This is a genomic window from Nocardiopsis sp. NPDC055879, from assembly GCF_053615935.1.
The window spans coordinates 149,975-166,197 of the sequence record NZ_JBSHCT010000018.1 but is presented as its reverse complement, the minus strand read 5'-3'; the positions used below and the strand labels follow the sequence as shown (position 1 = coordinate 166,197).

The 16,223-nt window shown below is 67.9% G+C and carries 17 protein-coding genes; 11 read left to right on the top strand and 6 right to left on the bottom strand.

Going from position 1 to position 16,223, the window contains the following annotated elements; genetic code table 11:
• Together ACWGKS_RS21795 and ACWGKS_RS21790 are read left to right on the top strand one after the other, a co-directional pair.
• Positions 1 to 326, top strand: a 326-nt coding sequence (locus tag ACWGKS_RS21795; protein ID WP_452523693.1) for a DUF418 domain-containing protein, incomplete at its 5' end; no start/stop codon positions are given.
• Between the two features lie 124 nt (positions 327 to 450).
• Positions 451 to 843, top strand: a complete 393-nt coding sequence (locus tag ACWGKS_RS21790) for a helix-turn-helix domain-containing protein (RefSeq protein WP_358514474.1) — start codon at positions 451 to 453, stop codon at positions 841 to 843.
• 116 nt (positions 844 to 959) lie between these two features.
• Here the strand turns inward: ACWGKS_RS21790 and ACWGKS_RS21785 are convergent, their stop codons facing one another.
• From ACWGKS_RS21785 to ACWGKS_RS21775, 3 genes are all read right to left on the bottom strand, one after another.
• Positions 960 to 1,571 carry an ATP-dependent Clp protease proteolytic subunit gene (locus tag ACWGKS_RS21785; protein ID WP_358514472.1) on the bottom strand — a complete coding sequence of 204 codons (612 nt, stop codon included), beginning with the start codon at positions 1,569 to 1,571 and terminating at the stop codon, positions 960 to 962.
• Positions 1,568 to 2,224 carry a ClpP family protease gene (locus ACWGKS_RS21780; protein ID WP_358514470.1) on the bottom strand — a complete coding sequence of 219 codons (657 nt, stop codon included), beginning with the start codon at positions 2,222 to 2,224 and terminating at the stop codon, positions 1,568 to 1,570. The genes ACWGKS_RS21785 and ACWGKS_RS21780 overlap by 4 nt, the downstream gene beginning before the upstream one ends.
• Before the next feature lie 230 nt (positions 2,225 to 2,454).
• Positions 2,455 to 2,949 carry a MarR family winged helix-turn-helix transcriptional regulator gene (locus tag ACWGKS_RS21775; protein ID WP_358514468.1) on the bottom strand — a complete coding sequence of 165 codons (495 nt, stop codon included), beginning with the start codon at positions 2,947 to 2,949 and terminating at the stop codon, positions 2,455 to 2,457.
• A 251-nt stretch (positions 2,950 to 3,200) separates the two neighbouring features.
• Here ACWGKS_RS21775 and ACWGKS_RS21770 point away from each other — a divergent pair, with 251 nt between their 5' ends.
• From ACWGKS_RS21770 to mnhG, 6 genes are read left to right on the top strand one after another with little or no spacing between them, the layout of a single operon-like run.
• A complete protein-coding gene (locus ACWGKS_RS21770; protein WP_358514482.1) occupies positions 3,201 to 6,173 on the top strand; it encodes a Na+/H+ antiporter subunit A in 2,973 nt (990 codons plus the stop codon).
• The gene (locus ACWGKS_RS21765) at positions 6,170 to 7,003 is read left to right on the top strand and encodes a Na(+)/H(+) antiporter subunit C (RefSeq protein WP_358514466.1); all 834 of its coding nucleotides are present in this window, start codon (positions 6,170 to 6,172) and stop codon (positions 7,001 to 7,003) included. The genes ACWGKS_RS21770 and ACWGKS_RS21765 overlap by 4 nt, the downstream gene beginning before the upstream one ends.
• Before the next feature lie 2 nt (positions 7,004 to 7,005).
• Positions 7,006 to 8,664: a Na+/H+ antiporter subunit D gene (locus ACWGKS_RS21760; protein ID WP_358514464.1), complete on the top strand. Its 1,659-nt coding sequence runs from the start codon at positions 7,006 to 7,008 to the stop codon at positions 8,662 to 8,664.
• Complete coding sequence (locus ACWGKS_RS21755) at positions 8,661 to 9,269, top strand: Na+/H+ antiporter subunit E (protein ID WP_358514462.1); 609 nt, start codon at positions 8,661 to 8,663, stop codon at positions 9,267 to 9,269. Before ACWGKS_RS21760 ends, ACWGKS_RS21755 begins: the two co-directional genes overlap by 4 nt.
• Complete coding sequence (locus tag ACWGKS_RS21750; RefSeq protein WP_358514460.1) at positions 9,266 to 9,598, top strand: monovalent cation/H+ antiporter complex subunit F; 333 nt, start codon at positions 9,266 to 9,268, stop codon at positions 9,596 to 9,598. Before ACWGKS_RS21755 ends, ACWGKS_RS21750 begins: the two co-directional genes overlap by 4 nt.
• The gene (gene mnhG / locus ACWGKS_RS21745; protein WP_358514458.1) at positions 9,595 to 9,999 is read left to right on the top strand and encodes a monovalent cation/H(+) antiporter subunit G; all 405 of its coding nucleotides are present in this window, start codon (positions 9,595 to 9,597) and stop codon (positions 9,997 to 9,999) included. The genes ACWGKS_RS21750 and mnhG overlap by 4 nt, the downstream gene beginning before the upstream one ends.
• A 61-nt stretch (positions 10,000 to 10,060) precedes the next feature.
• Here the strand turns inward: mnhG and ACWGKS_RS21740 are convergent, their stop codons facing one another.
• From ACWGKS_RS21740 to ACWGKS_RS21730, 3 genes are all read right to left on the bottom strand, one after another.
• The gene (locus ACWGKS_RS21740; protein WP_358514456.1) at positions 10,061 to 10,444 is read right to left on the bottom strand and encodes a DUF779 domain-containing protein; all 384 of its coding nucleotides are present in this window, start codon (positions 10,442 to 10,444) and stop codon (positions 10,061 to 10,063) included.
• Positions 10,444 to 11,967 (bottom strand): acetaldehyde dehydrogenase ExaC, encoded by a 1,524-nt coding sequence (gene exaC, locus ACWGKS_RS21735; RefSeq protein WP_358514454.1) that lies wholly within the window; start codon positions 11,965 to 11,967, stop codon positions 10,444 to 10,446. Before exaC ends, ACWGKS_RS21740 begins: the two co-directional genes overlap by 1 nt.
• 128 nt (positions 11,968 to 12,095) lie before the next feature.
• Positions 12,096 to 13,361 (bottom strand): GAF domain-containing protein, encoded by a 1,266-nt coding sequence (locus tag ACWGKS_RS21730; protein WP_358514452.1) that lies wholly within the window; start codon positions 13,359 to 13,361, stop codon positions 12,096 to 12,098.
• Between the two features lie 215 nt (positions 13,362 to 13,576).
• On the opposite strand from ACWGKS_RS21730, the gene ACWGKS_RS21725 reads away from it, so the two are divergent.
• From ACWGKS_RS21725 to ACWGKS_RS21715, 3 genes are all read left to right on the top strand, one after another.
• Entirely contained in the window at positions 13,577 to 14,215 is a 639-nt protein-coding gene (locus ACWGKS_RS21725) for a hypothetical protein (RefSeq protein WP_358514450.1), read from the top strand.
• A 348-nt stretch (positions 14,216 to 14,563) separates the two neighbouring features.
• The gene (locus ACWGKS_RS21720; protein WP_452523687.1) at positions 14,564 to 15,412 is read left to right on the top strand and encodes a hypothetical protein; all 849 of its coding nucleotides are present in this window, start codon (positions 14,564 to 14,566) and stop codon (positions 15,410 to 15,412) included.
• A 100-nt stretch (positions 15,413 to 15,512) separates the two neighbouring features.
• On the top strand, positions 15,513 to 16,169 hold the full coding sequence (locus ACWGKS_RS21715) for a hypothetical protein (protein ID WP_358514446.1): 657 nt from the start codon (positions 15,513 to 15,515) through the stop codon (positions 16,167 to 16,169).
• The last annotated feature ends 54 nt before the right edge of the window (positions 16,170 to 16,223 follow it).

Below are 16,223 nucleotides of genomic sequence, written 5' to 3'. Positions count from 1 at the left end.
GAGTGCTGTTCGACCGGGTACGACGCCCCGGGCCCGTGACGGCCGCTTTGAGCTCGGTGGGCAGGACCGCGCTCAGCTGCTACATCCTCCAGAACATCCTGGCCTCGGTGCTCTTCTACGGCTGGGGAGTCGGTTTGGCCGCTCACGCGCACCACGCGGGCTGGATGGTGGCCGCCTGGGCGGTGATCGCTCTGATTCTGGTGGCGGGTTCTCGCTGGTGGCTGTCGCGATTCTCGCGAGGGCCCATGGAGACCCTGCAGGTCAAGATCTTGGCTCTGGGCACCGAGGGTAGACGCGCCTCCGGCCCTTCCCCCGTCAAGAGGTGAGACCCGCTTCGACGGGGCCGCTCGCTACTTCTGCCGTCCGCATAAGGCCACGGACACCTCTCCCCTTGGAGCGTTCGGCGGCGTAGTGTCGAGAAATCGGAGATCTCGACGGGGGAGGCATCAGATGAGCGAGAGCGTCCTACGCTCCCTGGAACAGGCGCGCAGGGGCCCGTCCCCCGCCGAGTCGACGAGCGAGCCGCTCATGCGCGACCTCATCGGTGATCTGCTGCGTCGCACCCGGGTCGAACAGGGCCGAACCCTGCGCGAGGTCGCCGAGGACGCCCAGGTGTCACTCCCCTACCTGTCCGAGATCGAACGCGGGCGCAAGGAGGCCTCCTCCGAGCTCCTCGCCGCCGTGTACCGGTCACTGGGCCTGAGCATCACCGAGGTGCTCGGCGAGCTGTACCAGCGCACCACGCTGTTCCGCATGGAGCGGGCCGGTTCCCACCAACCCCGCCTGGCCACGGTTCCCACCGCCCCGACCCACCAGGCCCGTGTGCTCTCCCTCGCGGCCTGACCTGCCGTATCCCCCCACACCAGACGGCACCGCGTTTCAGCTCATCCCAAGGCGCGCGGCGCCCGGCGGTGGTTCCGGGGCGCTCTGCCCGGAACCACCGCACCCCCGACCTCGAATCACACCGCGAGAGGTGCGAGCTCCCTCGTCGTGATCACGTTGTCCACCAGCCCGTACTCCTTCGCCTGCTCGGCGGTGAAGATCTTGTCCCGGTCGGTGTCGGCCCGGAGCCGCTCCTGGGTCTGGCCGGTGTGCCGGGACAGGATGTCCTCCACCTGCGCCCGAACACGCAGGATCTCCGCCGCCTGGATCTCCAGGTCGGCCGCCTGCCCCTGCCCCTCCGTGGAGGGCTGGTGCAGCAGTACCCGGGAGTGCTCCAGCGCGGAACGCTTACCGGCCGTCCCCGCCGCCAGGAGCACCGCCGCCGCGGAGGCCGCCTGGCCCATGCACACGGTCGCCACGTCCGCCTTGACGAACCGCATCGTGTCGTAGATGGCGGTCAGCGCGGTGTTCGACCCCCCGGGCGAGTTGATGTACAGCTGGATCTCGGTCTCGTGGCTCTCATAGTCCAAGTGCAACATCTGAGCCATGATCACGTTGGCGACGTCGTCGTCGATGGGCGTGCCCAGGAAGATGATCCGTTCGGACAACAGCCGGCTGAACACGTCGAACGAACGTTCCCCGTTCGGGGTGCGTTCGACCACCACCGGCACCGTGTAGCGCCCGCTCATCGCTTTCCTCCCCTCGGACCGGCGAACCCGGGCGTGGCACCACCCAGGCGCATGCCGCCCTCCATCTGGTCGACGGTCTCCACGACGTGGTCGACGAACCCGTACTCCCGTGCCTCCTCGGCGGTGAACCAGGCGTCCCGGTGCTGGTCCTTGGCGATGGTCTCCTCGCTCTTGCCCGTGTGTTGGGCGATGAGCCGCACCATGGTGCTCTTGGTGTGCGCGAGGTTCTCGGCCTGGATGGCGATGTCCGCGGCGGTCCCGCCCAGCCCACCGGAGGGCTGGTGCATCATGATCCGCGCGTGCGGCATGCTGTACCGCTTGCCCGGAGCCCCGGTGCAGGCCAGGAACTGCCCCATGCTGGCGGCGAACCCCATGACCAGGGTGGAAACGTCGTTGGGCACGAAGTTCATGGTGTCGTAGATGGCCAGGCCGGCACTGATCACTCCGCCGGGGCTGTTGATCGCCAGGGTGATGTCCCTGTGCGGATCCTCGTCGGCCAGCAACAGGATCTGCGCGCACACACGGTTGGCGCTCTCCTCGTCGACCTGGGTCCCCAACAGCACGATCCGGCTGCGCAGCAGGCGCGCGGCCAGTTGGTCGTCGAACCCACCACCGGGCGCGTACTCGGTGACGAGCGTGGGTCGTATCGGCATCGGTCCTCCTCATCGCCGGTGTTCGTACCGGTGATCCCAGCCTGCGCCGGGCGGGACCTCGACCGCCACGATTTCGCCCGGGAGCAGATCTGCCAACGGCAGAGCCACCCCGGCCCACCCCCGAACATGACGAAAGGCCCCGGGTGGGGGCCTTGGAGATGCGCGGACTCGGGGCCTGGGAGTCCTTGGCGGCGGGGGTGGAGGGAGGGGAGGGGGATGAGGTTCGTCGATCAGGTGTCGTCTATGGCGGCGCGCAGGTCACGGAGAACGTCGAGCACCAAAGGCCGAAGGGAGGGCCTTATGGCGTCGAAGACCTGCTTCTGTTTTCGCTCCAGGTGCTTGCGGCGCTCGGCGAGGACTCGTTCGCCCTCCGCCGTGATGGTGACCACCGTGCTGCGTTCGTCACGCTCGGACCGGCGTCGGGCCACCATGCCCTTGCGTTCCAACTGTTGGATCATCCGAGTGGCGGAGGGTGAGGAAACACCCACGATGTGAGCAACCGCACCGACACTCGGATTGTCCATCCCGCGCACCGCCTCCATCAGGAGCGATTGTGTCAGTGTGATCTCCTCCGCACCACGATGCCCATGCCCGCCCCGAGAGCGGGCGTGTAGCGCCGCGTTGATGAGTTCGGTCCAGACGCGCTGGAACTCTTCGAGTTCAGCCGCGTTCGGATGATCGCATTCCTGCTGCTCAGAACAGGAATCGGGGGTCTCTTCGAGCAAGAAACGGTCCTCGCTGGATGGGCTCTGCACACGGGTCCCCGACCCGCGCGGTGGTTTGACGTATGTGTAGTCTAGCTATTAAATAGCTTGCGCACGCAAGTTCAAGTAGATCCATGCCCCACCAAAACGGAAACGACACTCCCGTCCCCTGATCTGTTCCTGGACGGTCTCGTTCTCCACCGGGGTGGTGGACGTCCGCCCGGGCACGTCGGGCGGGCCCGGACCGGTCCGGGAGGGGCGCATTGACGACAGTGCTGGTCGCGCATTTCATAACAGCTGCGGTCGCGCCCTTAGTGATACGCCAGTGGGGCCGTAACGGTTTCTACGCGCTCGCGATCGTCCCCGGCCTGGCGACCGTGTGGACCCTGTTCCAGCTCCCGACCATCCTCAACGGCGGCACGCTGTCGGAGTCGGTGGAGTGGGCCCCCGAGTTCTCCCTCCGGCTCGGCACGCACATGGACGCCCTCGGTCTGGTCATGACGCTCATCGCCGCGGGCGTGGGCACCCTGATCCTGGCCTACTGTGCGCGCTACTTCAGTGACTCCGACGAAGGTCTACCGCGCTTCGCGGGCGTGTTCGTCGCGTTCGCCGGCGCGATGCTGGGCCTCGTCCTCGCCGACGACCTCATCCAGCTCTTCATCTACTGGGAGCTGACCACGGTCTTCTCCTACCTCCTCGTCGGTCACAAGGCCGAGTCGAAGGACAGTAGACGGGCGGCGATGACGGCCCTGGTCGTCACCACGTTCGGCGGCCTGGCGATGCTGGTCGGCATGATCATGCTCGGCGAGACCGCCGGGACCTACGTGATCTCCGAGATCGTCGCGGACCCGCCCACGGGCGGAGCGCTGGTCAACTCGGCGCTCGTGCTGATCATGGTCGGCGCGATGTCCAAGTCGGCGTTGTTCCCCTTCAGCCTGTGGCTGCCCGCGGCCATGCAGGCGCCCACACCGGTCTCCGGTTACCTGCACGCCGCGGCTATGGTCAAGGCCGGTGTCTACCTGGTCGCCCGTCTCACGCCCGCCTTCGGCGACGTGGCCGTGTGGACGACGATGGCGCTGTTCTTCGGTGTCATCACCATGATCTTCGGCGGGTGGAAGGCGCTACGCCAGTTCGACCTCAAGCTCGTCCTGGCCTACGGCACCATCAGCCAGCTCGGTTTCCTCATCGCCCTGCTCGGCACCGGGACCCGCGCCGGCGCCCTCGCCGGTATCGCGATGCTGGTGGCGCACTCCCTCTTCAAAGCTCCCCTGTTCCTCATCGTCGGCATCATCGACCACAGCACGGGAACCCGGGACCTGCGCGAGCTCTCCGGCCTGCGCAAGTCCATGCCGGCCACCTTCTGGACCACGATCGTGGCACTGGCCTCGATGTCCGGTCTGCCGCCCACCGCCGGGTTCGTCGCCAAGGAACTCGCCTTCGGGGCCTATACCGAGGGCGGTGGCGTCGACACCCTGGTCCTGGTCGGCCTGGTCCTGGGATCCACCCTCACCGTGGCCTACAGCCTCCGCTTCCTCTGGGGTGCCTTCCTCGACAAGGAGGGTGTGCAGCCCAACGAGGTCCACTCCCCCGGCCCGCTCTTCCTCGCGCCCGCGGTGGTCCTCGCCGCGCTGAGCCTGATCGGCGGAATCGTCTCCGGGAGGATCGACCGACTCTTCGCCACCTACGCGGACACCGTCCCCCTGGGACCGAGCGAGGAGTACCCCACCTACCTGGCCCTGTGGCACGGCTGGGAACTGCCGCTGCTGCTGTCGGCGGTCTGCGTCGTCGGCGGTCTGGTGCTGTTCTACTTCCGCCACCGGGTCGCCTGGCTCGGCAACCGGCTGGCCTACGTCAACCCCGAGCGCAACTACCGGCGGATGATGGCCGGCCTGGAGACCCTGGCGTTGCAGGTCACCGGTAGCACCCAGCGAGGTTCACTCCCGGTCTACCTCGGCACCATCCTGGTGTTCCTGGTGGTCACCGCCGGAATCCCGATGATCACGGGACGCCTGTGGGAGGGCGACTACCCGACGCTGCGCGTGTGGGACACCCCGGTGCAGGTCATCCCCGCCCTGATCATCGTGATCACCTGCCTGATGATCCTGTTCGTGCGACGCCGCCTCTTCGCGGTGATCCTCGTCGGCATCGGCGGTTACGGCGTGGGCGCCCTGTTCTACCTGCAGGGCGCGCCCGACATCGCGCTCACCCAGTTCCTCGTCGAGACCGTCAGCCTGGTGGTCTTCGTCCTCGTGCTGCGCCGCTTCCCGTCCCACTTCTCGGCACCCGCGCTCAAGGGCCGCCGGATCTGGAACATGGTGATCGGCGTCGCCACCGGCCTGCTCGTGTCGGCCATGACGTGGTTCGCCCTGGCCGGTCGACAGGAACCCTCCATCGCGGTGGGCGGACCCGACGGGCCCTCCTACGTGGAGGCGGCGGAGGAGGCCGGCGGGGACAACCTCATCTCCGTGCTGCTGGTCGACGTCCGCGCCTGGGACACCATGGGCGAGATCTCGGTGCTGGCCGCCGCCGCCGCGGGTGTGGCCAGCCTGATGTTCGTGCGTCGCCGGGCCCAGCCCCGAAAGGCCCCCGGTGGCGTGATGGCCCTGTCCGTCACCCAGCCGCCCACACCCACCGACGGACACGACCGGCTGGACCTGAGCAACCTGAAGGTCGCACCGCGGAACATGCACGTCAAGCCCCAGTGGAACCGTGCCTGGCTGCCAGGGGCGGAGGCGATGCCCACCGAACGCAGGTCGATCATCTTCGAGGTGGTCTCGCGCTTCCTCTTCCCGGTGATCATGGTGATCTCGGTGTACCTGCTGCTGACCGGGCACACCGACCTCGGCGGTGGTTTCGCCGGTGGCATCGTGGCGGGCCTCGCGTTCATCGTCCGCTACCTCGCGGGTGGTCGCTTCGAGCTGTACGCCACCGCGTGGGTGCAGCCGGGCGCTCTGATCGGTGCCGGTCTGGCGCTGGCGACGGGCACGGCGATCGGCGGGGCGATCTTCCTCGACGACGTGCTCGCCGGGGCGGACTACTACCTGAACTTCGGGATTCTCGGCGAAGCGCACGTCACGGTCTCGATGCTGTTCGACATCGGCGTGTACCTGCTGGTCATCGGACTGATCCTGGACATCCTGCGCAGTCTCGGCGCCCGCATCGACGAACAGATCGAACGAGACGCCGCGCACTCGGAGGCCATCGATCCGGGTACCTCCGCACGAACCGAGGAGGCCACCTCGTGAACGAGTCGCCAAGCCTGACACTCGTCATCGTCGTGGGCGTCCTCGTCGCGGTCGGCGTCGTGCTCATGTTGGAGCGCAGCCTCACCCGTGTGCTGCTGGGCTTCATCGTGTTCAGCAACGGCGTGAACCTGATGATCCTGGCGATGGCCGGAGAACCGGGCGGTCCTCCGATCCGGTGGTTCACCGACGACGTCAACGAGATGACCGACCCGCTACCACAGGCGATGATCCTGACGGCCATCGTCATCACCCTCGGCATCACCGCGTTCCTGTTGGCGTTGGCCTACCGGAGCTGGCAGCTGGAGGGCAACGACGAGGTCCAGGACGACGCCGAGGACCTCCGTATCGTGCAGGGCGAGGGCCGGCGCGCCGTGCGTCAGCGATTCCTACAGGAACGTCGCCGGCTGCGCGCGGACATCCGCAGGCAGCGGGCCGAGCTCCAGGCCACCATCGCCGCGGCCGACGCCCAGGAGCTGGCCGAACAGGCCCGCATCAAGGCGGAGATCGCGGCAGCCCAGGCCGAGCTCGCCAGGTTCGAGGTCGAGGCCGAGGACGGCGACATCGACGAGCAGTCCCAGGAGACCATGCGTCGTCTGACCCACCGCCGGCAGAGCATGGTCAACCAGGTGACGGAACTGCGCGGCCGGATCCGCATGGGACGCAAGCGACTGCGTGAGCACAGGCGCGCCGACCGCGCCGCCGAACGCGAGCTGTGGCGCGAGCTGCGCCGCCGCATCCGTTCGCAGCGGCGTCAGGCACGTCAGACCATGCGGGCCGAGCGTGAACGCTTGGCCCGCGCGGAAGACAGCGACCTGCAAGGGAACGACTGACCATGGAATGGGACTACCTCGCCGGAATCCTGCACTACCTCGTTCCCCTGCCGGTGGTGTTGCCGCTCTTCGCGGCCGGTGTCAAGCTCGCGATGGGTATCCGCCGGCCCCGCTTCCAGCAGTGGCTGAGCGTCATCTCGCTGACGCTGGTGTTGCTGATCGGTGCCACGCTGATGGTGGGCGCCGACATGTTCGGGCCCCAGGCCGTCCAGGTGGGCGGTTGGGAGACCCCCGTCGGCATCACGCTGGTGGCCGACCGGCTGTCCGCGCTGTTGGTGACGGTCTCCGCGGCCATCACCCTGGCCGTGCTGATCTACTCGATCGGTCAGGGCATGGCGGGCAAGGGCGAGGTGGCGCCACTCTCGGTGTACCAGCCGACCTACCTGATCCTGGTGGCCGGTGTCTCCAACGCCTTCCTCGCCGGTGACCTGTTCAACCTGTACGTCGGTTTCGAGATCCTGCTGACCGCCAGCTACGTGCTGCTGACACTCGGCGGTACGCAGTCGCGGATGCGGGCGGGCGCCATCTACGTGGTGGTGTCGCTGGTGTCCTCGGTACTGTTCCTGATCGGTATCGCCCTCGTCTTCGGCGCGACCGGCACCGTGAACATGGCCCAGCTGGGCGAGCGACTGCCCGAGATCTCCTCGGATCTGGCGCTGGTCCTACAGGTCATCCTGTTGGTCGCCTTCGGCATCAAGGCCGCCGTCTTCCCGCTGGCCGCGTGGCTGCCGGACTCCTATCCCACCGCGCCGGCCCCGGTCACCGCGGTGTTCGCGGGTCTGCTCACCAAGGTGGGCGTGTACGCGATCATCCGGACGCAGACCCTGTTCTTCCCCGGCGATCCGCTCAACGACGCCCTGATGTGGGTGGCCCTGGCCACGATGCTCCTGGGCATCCTGGGCGCCGTGGCGCAGACCGACATCAAACGTCTGTTGTCGTTCACCCTGATCAGTCATATCGGCTACATGGTGTTCGGTGTGGCGCTCGGCAGCCAGTTGGGTATGACGGGCGCCGTGTTCTACATCGCCCACCACATCACCGTGCAGACCACGTTGTTCCTGGTGACGGGGTTGATCGAGCGAAGGGGCGGGTCGACGTCGCTGGACCACCTGGGTGGTCTGGCGAAGATGGCACCGTTCCTGGCCATCCTGTTCTTCATCCCGGCGATGAACCTGGGCGGCATCCCGCCGCTGTCGGGCTTCCTCGGCAAGGTCGGGCTGATGCAGGCCGGTGTGGAGGCGGGCACCCCGCTGGCCTACACACTGGTCGGCGCCTCGGTGCTCACCAGCCTGCTGACGCTGTACGTCATCGCGCGTGTGTGGAACTACGCGTTCTGGCGCACTCCGTCCGAGGGCATGGTCGCCGAACCCGGCACGATCCTGGAGGACACCGAGGAGGAGGACGACTCCACCGCGGCCCTGGGCCCGGGCGAGGCCGTCGGCCCCTCCTCCCGGCTGAGCGACACCTCGACCGCGGCCACCCCGGTCGTGACCTCGGTGGTCCTGCCCAAGAGCATGGTGGGCGCCACGATCGGCCTGGTCGCCTTCGGTCTGGCCATGACCGTGTTCGCCGGTCCGCTCATCGGTTACTCCTCGAACGCCGCGACCGACCTGTGGGAACGCACGCCCTACATCGAAGCGGTCCTCGGAGGGTCCCGATGAACGCTCTACAGATCAAGAAGAAGATCGGTGCGCGCGCCCTGCGCAGCCGCATCGGCAAGGTGCAGATCCCCGTCGCCCTCGGGATGACCGTGGTCTGGATGCTGCTGTTCGACGCCTTCCGGCTGCGCCCGGAGACGTTGGGCATCGCTGCCCTGGGTTTCCTGGTGTCGGTGGTGATCATGATGGTGTTCCCGCTGCCGCCGATCGTTCCGGGCTTCCGGTTCTGGCCGTTGCGGGGGCCCCAGATGGTCCTGTACATCCTGGGTCAGATGTTCGTCGCCAGCGTCGAGGTGAGCTCCTGGGTGCTCCGTCCCGGGCCGCCGAAGAGCTCGGTGGTGGCGGTGCGCATGCGCACCGAATCCGACCTGATCATGGTGTGCGTGGCCATCGCCACCTCGATCATCCCGGGCAGTGTGATCGTGGAGGCCTCCCAGCCCGAACGCATCCTGTACGTGCACGTGCTGGGCGCGCAGAACGAGGAGGAGGCGGCCGAGGCGAAGAGGGGCATCCACGTACTGGAGGAACGCATCGCCCGCGGGATCGGCACCCGGGAGAACATCGCCGAGCTGGAGGCCGCCCTGGCCACCGAGCGGAGGAACACGTGAACATCCTGTGGACCGTCATCGCCCTCCTACTCGGTGTGGCCGCGCTACTGGGCATGATCCGGCTCCTGCTGGGACCGAGCATCCTCGACCGGGCACTGTCCGTCGACGCCCTGTTGGCCTTCGCCGTGACCGGCCTGGGCGCCTACGCGGCGTTCAACCGCGACCCCACGGTGCTGCCCACCTTGTTGGTGCTGTCCCTCCTGGGTTTCGTGGGATCGGTCAGCGTCGCCAAGTTCGTCGCCCGCCGTACCCAGGAGGACGACGACGATGAGCAGATCGTGCTCCCCGTCGTCGAGAACACGGTCGAAGAGGAGGGGAAGAGGTCATGAGCGATCAGGTCGTCCAGATCCTGGACTGGGCCGGAATCCTGTGCATCCTGGCCGGGGCGCTGCTGTCCTTCGTCGCCGGCATCGGCCTGGTCCGCTTCCCCGACCTGTTGTCCCGCATGCACGCGGCCTCCAAACCCCAGGTGTTGGGGTTGCTGCTGGTGTTGGTGGGGATCGGGTTCCGACTCCTTCCCGCGGAGGAGACCGGCGTCTTCAGCCTCGGCACGCTGTTCCTGGTGGGACTGTTCCAGGTGGTGACGGTACCGGTGGCCGGTCACATCGTGGCCCGGGTGGGGTACCGGACCGGTCGGATCCGCCACGACCTGGTGAGCACCGACGAGCTGGCCGAGCGACTGGCCACCCGACGCTCCGCCCCCGACACCTCCGAGGACACGGTTTCCTAGGATTCACGCAGGCATGACCGGGGCCGGTCGGGTCCCCTCCTCCCGACCGGCCCCGGTTCTCTTATTCGGTAGTGGTCTCCGCGTCCAGTCGAATCGCCTCCTCGTCGCTCATCAATCGGGACCGGATCAGGAATCGCTGTCCGGTCGGGGCCTCCACGGAGAACCCCGATCCCCGGCCGGGAACGACGTCGATGGTCAGGTGGGTGTGGCTCCACAGCTCGAACTGCGAGCGGGACATCCACACCGGCACCGGCTCCGGCAGCCCCACGTCCAGGTCTCCGAGGTGCACGTCGGAGGCTCCGGTACGGAACTCCCCCAGCGGATAGCACATCGGTGAACTGCCGTCACAGCAGCCGCCGGACTGGTGGAACATCAGCGGACCATGGTCGGCGGTCAGTTCCCGCAGCAGGGTCGCCGCGGGGTCGGTTACCGCCACCCGTTCCATCAGAAGAACCCCATCGCCTGGTCCGAGTAGCTGACCAGCAGGTTCTTGGTCTGCTGGTAGTGGTCGAGCATCATCTTGTGGTTCTCGCGCCCGATCCCCGACTGCTTGTAGCCACCGAAGGCGGCGTGCGCCGGGTAGGCGTGGTAGTTGTTCACCCACACACGACCGGCCTGGATGTCGCGACCGGCCCGGTAGGCGGTGTTGCCGTTGCGCGACCACACGCCCGAGCCGAGCCCGTACAGGGTGTCGTTGGCGATCTTGATGGCGTCGGCGTAGTCGTCGAACCGGGCCACGGAGACGACGGGGCCGAAGATCTCCTCCTGGAAGATGCGCATGTTGTTCTGGCCCTCGAAGACCGTGGGGGTGACGTAGTAGCCGCCCGCCAGGTCGCCCTCCATCTCGGCCCGGCCGCCACCGGTGAGCACCTTGGCGCCCTCCTGACGGCCGATGTCGATGTAGGACAGGATCTTCTCCAGCTGATCGTTGCTGGCCTGGGCGCCCATCATGGTGTCGGTGTCCAGGGGGTTGCCCTGCTTGATCCGACCCACCCGCTCCAGGGCGTCGGACATGAACCCGTCGTAGATGGAGTCCTGGATCAGCGCACGGGACGGACAGGTGCACACCTCGCCCTGGTTGAGGGCGAACATCGTGAAGCCCTCCAGCGTCTTGTCGTAGAACGCGTCGCGCTCGGCGGCCACGTCCTCGAAGAAGATGTTGGGGCTCTTGCCGCCCAGCTCCAGGGTGACCGGGATGAGGTTCTCCGACGCGTACTGCATGATCAGCCGACCCGTGGTGGTCTCACCGGTGAAGGCGACCTTGCGCACGCGCGGGTTCGAGGCCAGCGGCTTGCCCGCCTCCACGCCGAAGCCGTTGACGACGTTGAGCACGCCCGGCGGCAGCAGGTCACCGATGATGTCCATCAGGAGCAGGATGGACGCGGGCGTCTGTTCGGCGGGTTTGAGGACGATGGCGTTGCCGGCCGCCAGGGCCGGGGCGAGCTTCCAGACCGCCATGAGGATCGGGAAGTTCCAGGGGATGATCTGACCGACCACACCCAGCGGTTCCTGGAAGTGGTAGGCGACGGTGTCGCCGTCGATCTGGGAGCTGTGGCCCTCCTGGGCCCGGACCGCGCCGGCGAAGTAACGGAAGTGGTCGATGGCCAGCGGTATGTCGGCGGCCAGGCACTCACGGACCGCCTTGCCGTTCTCCCAGGACTCGGCGACCGCGATCCGTTCGAGGTTCTCCTCCATGCGGTCGGCGATCTTGTTGAGGATCAACGCGCGTTCGGCCGCGCTGGTGCGGCCCCACGCGGGCGCGGCTCCGTGCGCGGCGTCGAGGGCGAGTTCGATGTCGTCGGCACCACTCTGGGCCACCTCGGTGAAGGTGCGCCCGGTGATCGGGGTGGGGTTCTCGAAGTAGCGTCCCTTGACCGGCTTGACCCACTCGCCTCCGATCCAGTTGTCGTAACGCGGCGCGTACTGAACGACGCTGCCGGCCTCACCGGGGGGAGCGTAGATCGCCATAGGTGTGCCTCCTTCGACGTGGGAGCGCCGGTGGTCGCCGCCCCGGCGCGGAATTCCCAGGGACGGTCGAGTGTGACGCTAGTTACGTCGAGGTTGCGACCACGTTGCAACGGTGCGCCGACCCGCCTTCAGTATCCCGACCTGCGCAGACGGACCCGCAGTGTGGCGTGCCGGGGCGACCCCGGGTCGGTGGCGCGCAACGCGGCGTCGAGCACCCGAGGATCCTCCCGCCACTCCGGCTGTTCCGACCACACCAGCAGGGTCCACGGGTCGGCGTGCGTGGCGAGCACCTCGCACACCTCCGCCTGGAGTTCGTCGCGTTCCTCCACCACGCCCGGTGCCTCCGAACGCGGCAGCACGTGCCCCTCGTAGACGTTGACGGCCTGGCGATAGTCGCCCTTCCCCAGGTGTTCGCGCACCTCGTCCAGGTCGGTGCGTACCGGCCGGAGCAGCCGGTAGGGGCGGGAGGCGAGCAGGTCTTTGCCCAGCAGACGGCGCATCCTCGACATCTCCGCCCGAATCGTCACCGGGGAGGTGTCGCGTTCGTTCAGCAGGACGCCGAGGGCATCACCGGTCAGACCCCGTGGGTGGCGCGTCAACAGCAGGAGGATCTCGGAGTGACGGGTACTGAGCTCGACGGAGCGACCGTCCACTTCGAGGAGCCCCTGGTCACGGCCGAGCACCCGGAACCGGGCCGGGGCGCGCGGGTCACGTGGAGTAGGTAGCAGCCCGCTGAGTCGACGGGCCCGGATCTCCATCTCGGCTGCGGCCGCCGCGGCTCGGACCAGTGCCAACGCCTGCGGCGAGGCCAGGTGGTCGCCGCCGGTGAGGTCCAGGACTCCCAGGAGCCCGCCGGTGTCGGGGTCGTGCAGGGGCGCGGCGGAACAGCTCCAGTGCTGTACTCCCCGACTGAAGTGCTCGCTGGCGAAGACCTGCACCTCGTGGTCCAGGGCCAGGGCGACCCCGGGGGCGTTGGTGCCGGCCGAACGTTCGTGCCAGTTCGCGCCCGGCATGAAGTGCATGTCCTCGGCCCGGGTACGCAGCCCGTAGTCGCCCTCCACCCACAGCAGGCGCCCGGACACGTCGCCGACCGCGAGGATCTGTGGTCCCGGGGCGCCTTCGAGCAGCAGCCGTCGCAGCAACGGCATGGTGGCGGCGAGCGGGTGCGCGTCGCGCTGGTCGTCCAAGGCGGGTCCGGTGACTTCGAGCCGGGGAAGCGTCCGGTCCGGATCGACCCCGTGCCGGGCGCTGCGCCGCCAGGAGTCACCGACCACCGAGCGCACGCGCCCGCTGAGTCGGCCGGAGTCGGTGAAGCGTTCGTGCGCGACGGCCACGTCCCGGCGCACGCTGTCCGGATCGGTCTCCCATGACCACGCGTTCCATGCCCTGGACATCGGTGGATCCCTCCGTCGCGGTGGCTGCGCTCCCAGCGTCCATTCGCCTCTGGACCCTGATTGAATCCCCAGGTGAGGGTCTTGACAAGGGGTTCACCGGAACTACTGAAGAGTTGCCCCACTCACGACATGTATGTACCCGCGAGGCCCCACGTCTCACGGAGACCAAGGTGCTCGATTCCGCTTATGTCAGGGCGTTCTGCCACACTTCGTGTATGCCCAATCCCCCTCAGCACCCACATGGGAACCCCGTACCACCCGCGCCTTTCGCCGGCCCTGGTCACCCGGGTGGCCCCTCAGAGGTACCGGCATCGGCGCAGAAGAAGACGTCCGTTGCACGCGACTACCGGTGGTCCATCGGCCTCACGATCGCCGCGGTACTGTTGTTCGTCCCAGCTCTCTCGTTCGGTCTGAATCCAGCGTTTCCCACACCGGACATCGAGGAGCGCATCAGCGGCACCGATCGCATCACCTTCGAAGTCATCGAGGGAGAAACCAGAGCCTGGGGCGTCTATTCCGACTCCGAAACAACCGTCCTCCCTTGCCGCGTCTTCCCTCCCGAAGAGGACTGGGAATACACCTATCCGGAGTGGGACAAGGCCTCCCACCTCACTTTCGGGGACTGGCGCGGCGAGGGCATCTTGGACACCCCGGAGCCAGGGACCTACACGCTGGCGTGCGTAGGCGACGACGAATACGCTCTCGGCGCCTCCGGGCCTTTGCGAATGGTCCATCCCATCTACAACATCCTCGCGATGGTCATTCTCGGTGTCGTGCCGTCCCTCACCTTCGCGGCGATAGTGGTCGCGGTGGTGACCACCGTGCGTCGCCGTTCCGCCGTCCGACAGTCCTGATCCGACCCAACCAGGTACCCCCATGTCGCAACCACTCGAACCGTCGCCTTCCCCCAATTCCGGAGAGGAACGGGGGTCGGTCCAGCCGTGACGCTCCTTTTGGAAACCACCGAGACCTCCGAGGCCCTCGCTCCGGCCCTGGCCGGCCCTCCTCCCGGGTCGCCGCCGCCGGCACCACCCACCGGACCACCCGGACCCCCTGATCCCCCCGGCCCTCCCGACCCTCCCGGTCCGCCGCCTCCTCTTCCGCCGGGCCCGCCACCCCGGCCGACTCCGCCGATCCCTCCGGAGCCGGACCCGAAGTCGATCCGTCCGAGTCGGCGCTGGTACTGGGTCGGGGGCTCCCTGATGCCCACGGCGATCGTCTTCATGGTCGTGGTGCTGACCCTCACCGAGTGGTTCGAGGTGCCCGCTTGGGTGGGCGTGCTGACCGTCCTGGTGCTGGTCCTCGCCATCTTCGCCACGTTCGGCATCGTCCTTGGTGTGTTCATCACCAGGTCCACCCGTCTGGCGCGGCTGAACGCCGTGCGGAACCAGGCGATCATCGCCGCCGAGCAGGCGCGGTTCGGCTTCCGCCCCATGCCCGCGCCACCGCCGCGAGCACCCGCGACCCCGGCCAAGGACCGCCGTCCCCGACGCAGGTGGTTCTTCCTCGTCCCGCTCATCCCGCCCGCCTTCGTCGGCGTCGGATTGCTGCTCTTCCACCTGTTCGGCGGCGGGCTCCCAGGCCCCGACAAGACCCCCGAACTCGTCTCCGACGTGGTGGAGGGGAGCGGGTCCACCGAGTTCTACGTCCAGCCCGAGAACGTCGGAGAGCTCGGCCTGTACGCCTCCCCCTCGGAGCTCCACGTGGGGAACTGCGCCATCGACGGCCCCGAGTACCCCCGGATCACCGAACGCGAGGTCGGCCACAGCTGGGACGACTGGCGACTGGAGTACTCGGTGAACGTCCACACATCGGGCCTCTATACACTGACCTGCGACGGAGCACTCGAACAGTCGCACGTGATCGCGGAGACCCGAACCGCCCACGAAGCCGATCAGCGGGGCATGTTCCTGGCGTTGACCATCCTCGGGACCATTTTCCTCGGAGTCGTCGCGATGATCGCGACGTTCATCACCCTCGCGATCCGGCGGGCGACCTACACGGAGCGAATGGCGAGACGGGCACGCGGGGCGGCCGGCCGAAACGGTTGACCGGGTTCGTGCAACGAAGTCCGACCGGCGCGCGTCTCAACGAACAACCGCCGGCGGACCGCCCACCGGCACTTTCACACCCGGTCGAGGTAGAACTGCGATGAGTCAGCACCCGCCTTACGGTCACCCCGGCCCCCACGGCCGACCGAACATCCACGTCGACGCGCGCGAGGTCCGGCCCGGGAGGGGCTGGTTCGTCATCGGCGCCCTCGTCATCGTCGGCGGTATCGCGACCGCGATCGTGGGTTTCGTGCTCTCCCTGGTCTCCACGGTGAGCATCCCCGACTTCGAGGCCCGGGTGACCTCGGGTCAAGAAGGCTCCTTCACCGTGGCGGACCCCGGGTTCCAGCTCGGTCTGTACTCGTCCTCGGGCAGTGGCCGACAAGCGTGCGTCCTGCTGCTGCCCGACGGCGGCAGGGCCGACTTCGACAGCCCCGGGTACAGCCACAACGTCGACACCGGCGCCGAGAGCTGGTCCCTGGTGGGGACGTACGAGCTCAGCGAGGCGGGCGAGTACACCCTGTCCTGTTCCGACGACTCCACCACCACCGAGTTCGCGGTGACGAACAACGGGGACGGTGGCGTCGAGATCGTGCGAGGCGTGGGCTCGACCCTCCTGTGGGCGCTCGTCCCCTCCTTCCTGGGCCTGGTGCTCGGACTGACGATCATCATCACCACGGCGGTGCGGCGCGGCCGGTTCCAGCGTCGCCTGATCGCCGAACGACAGCAGCGGTACCACGGTCACGGGCCCCGCTAGGGCACACCCGCTCGCGCCGCGCACACCTTCGCATCCGCATCCCCCGGGAGTGCC

Bases quoted from the DNA above. Each gene is read 5' to 3' on its own strand.
- ACWGKS_RS21790 (WP_358514474.1), top strand. From the start codon at position 451: ATGAGCGAGAGCGTCCTACGCTCCCTGGAACAGGCGCGCAGGGGCCCG.
- ACWGKS_RS21785 (WP_358514472.1), bottom strand. From the start codon at position 1,571: ATGAGCGGGCGCTACACGGTGCCGGTGGTGGTCGAACGCACCCCGAAC.
- ACWGKS_RS21780 (WP_358514470.1), bottom strand. From the start codon at position 2,224: ATGCCGATACGACCCACGCTCGTCACCGAGTACGCGCCCGGTGGTGGG.
- ACWGKS_RS21760 (WP_358514464.1), top strand. From the start codon at position 7,006: ATGGAATGGGACTACCTCGCCGGAATCCTGCACTACCTCGTTCCCCTG.
- ACWGKS_RS21755 (WP_358514462.1), top strand. From the start codon at position 8,661: ATGAACGCTCTACAGATCAAGAAGAAGATCGGTGCGCGCGCCCTGCGC.
- mnhG (WP_358514458.1), top strand. From the start codon at position 9,595: ATGAGCGATCAGGTCGTCCAGATCCTGGACTGGGCCGGAATCCTGTGC.
- ACWGKS_RS21740 (WP_358514456.1), bottom strand. From the start codon at position 10,444: ATGGAACGGGTGGCGGTAACCGACCCCGCGGCGACCCTGCTGCGGGAA.
- exaC (WP_358514454.1), bottom strand. From the start codon at position 11,967: ATGGCGATCTACGCTCCCCCCGGTGAGGCCGGCAGCGTCGTTCAGTAC.
- ACWGKS_RS21730 (WP_358514452.1), bottom strand. From the start codon at position 13,361: ATGTCCAGGGCATGGAACGCGTGGTCATGGGAGACCGATCCGGACAGC.
- ACWGKS_RS21725 (WP_358514450.1), top strand. From the start codon at position 13,577: ATGCCCAATCCCCCTCAGCACCCACATGGGAACCCCGTACCACCCGCG.
- ACWGKS_RS21720 (WP_452523687.1), top strand. From the start codon at position 14,564: ATGCCCACGGCGATCGTCTTCATGGTCGTGGTGCTGACCCTCACCGAG.
- ACWGKS_RS21715 (WP_358514446.1), top strand. From the start codon at position 15,513: ATGAGTCAGCACCCGCCTTACGGTCACCCCGGCCCCCACGGCCGACCG.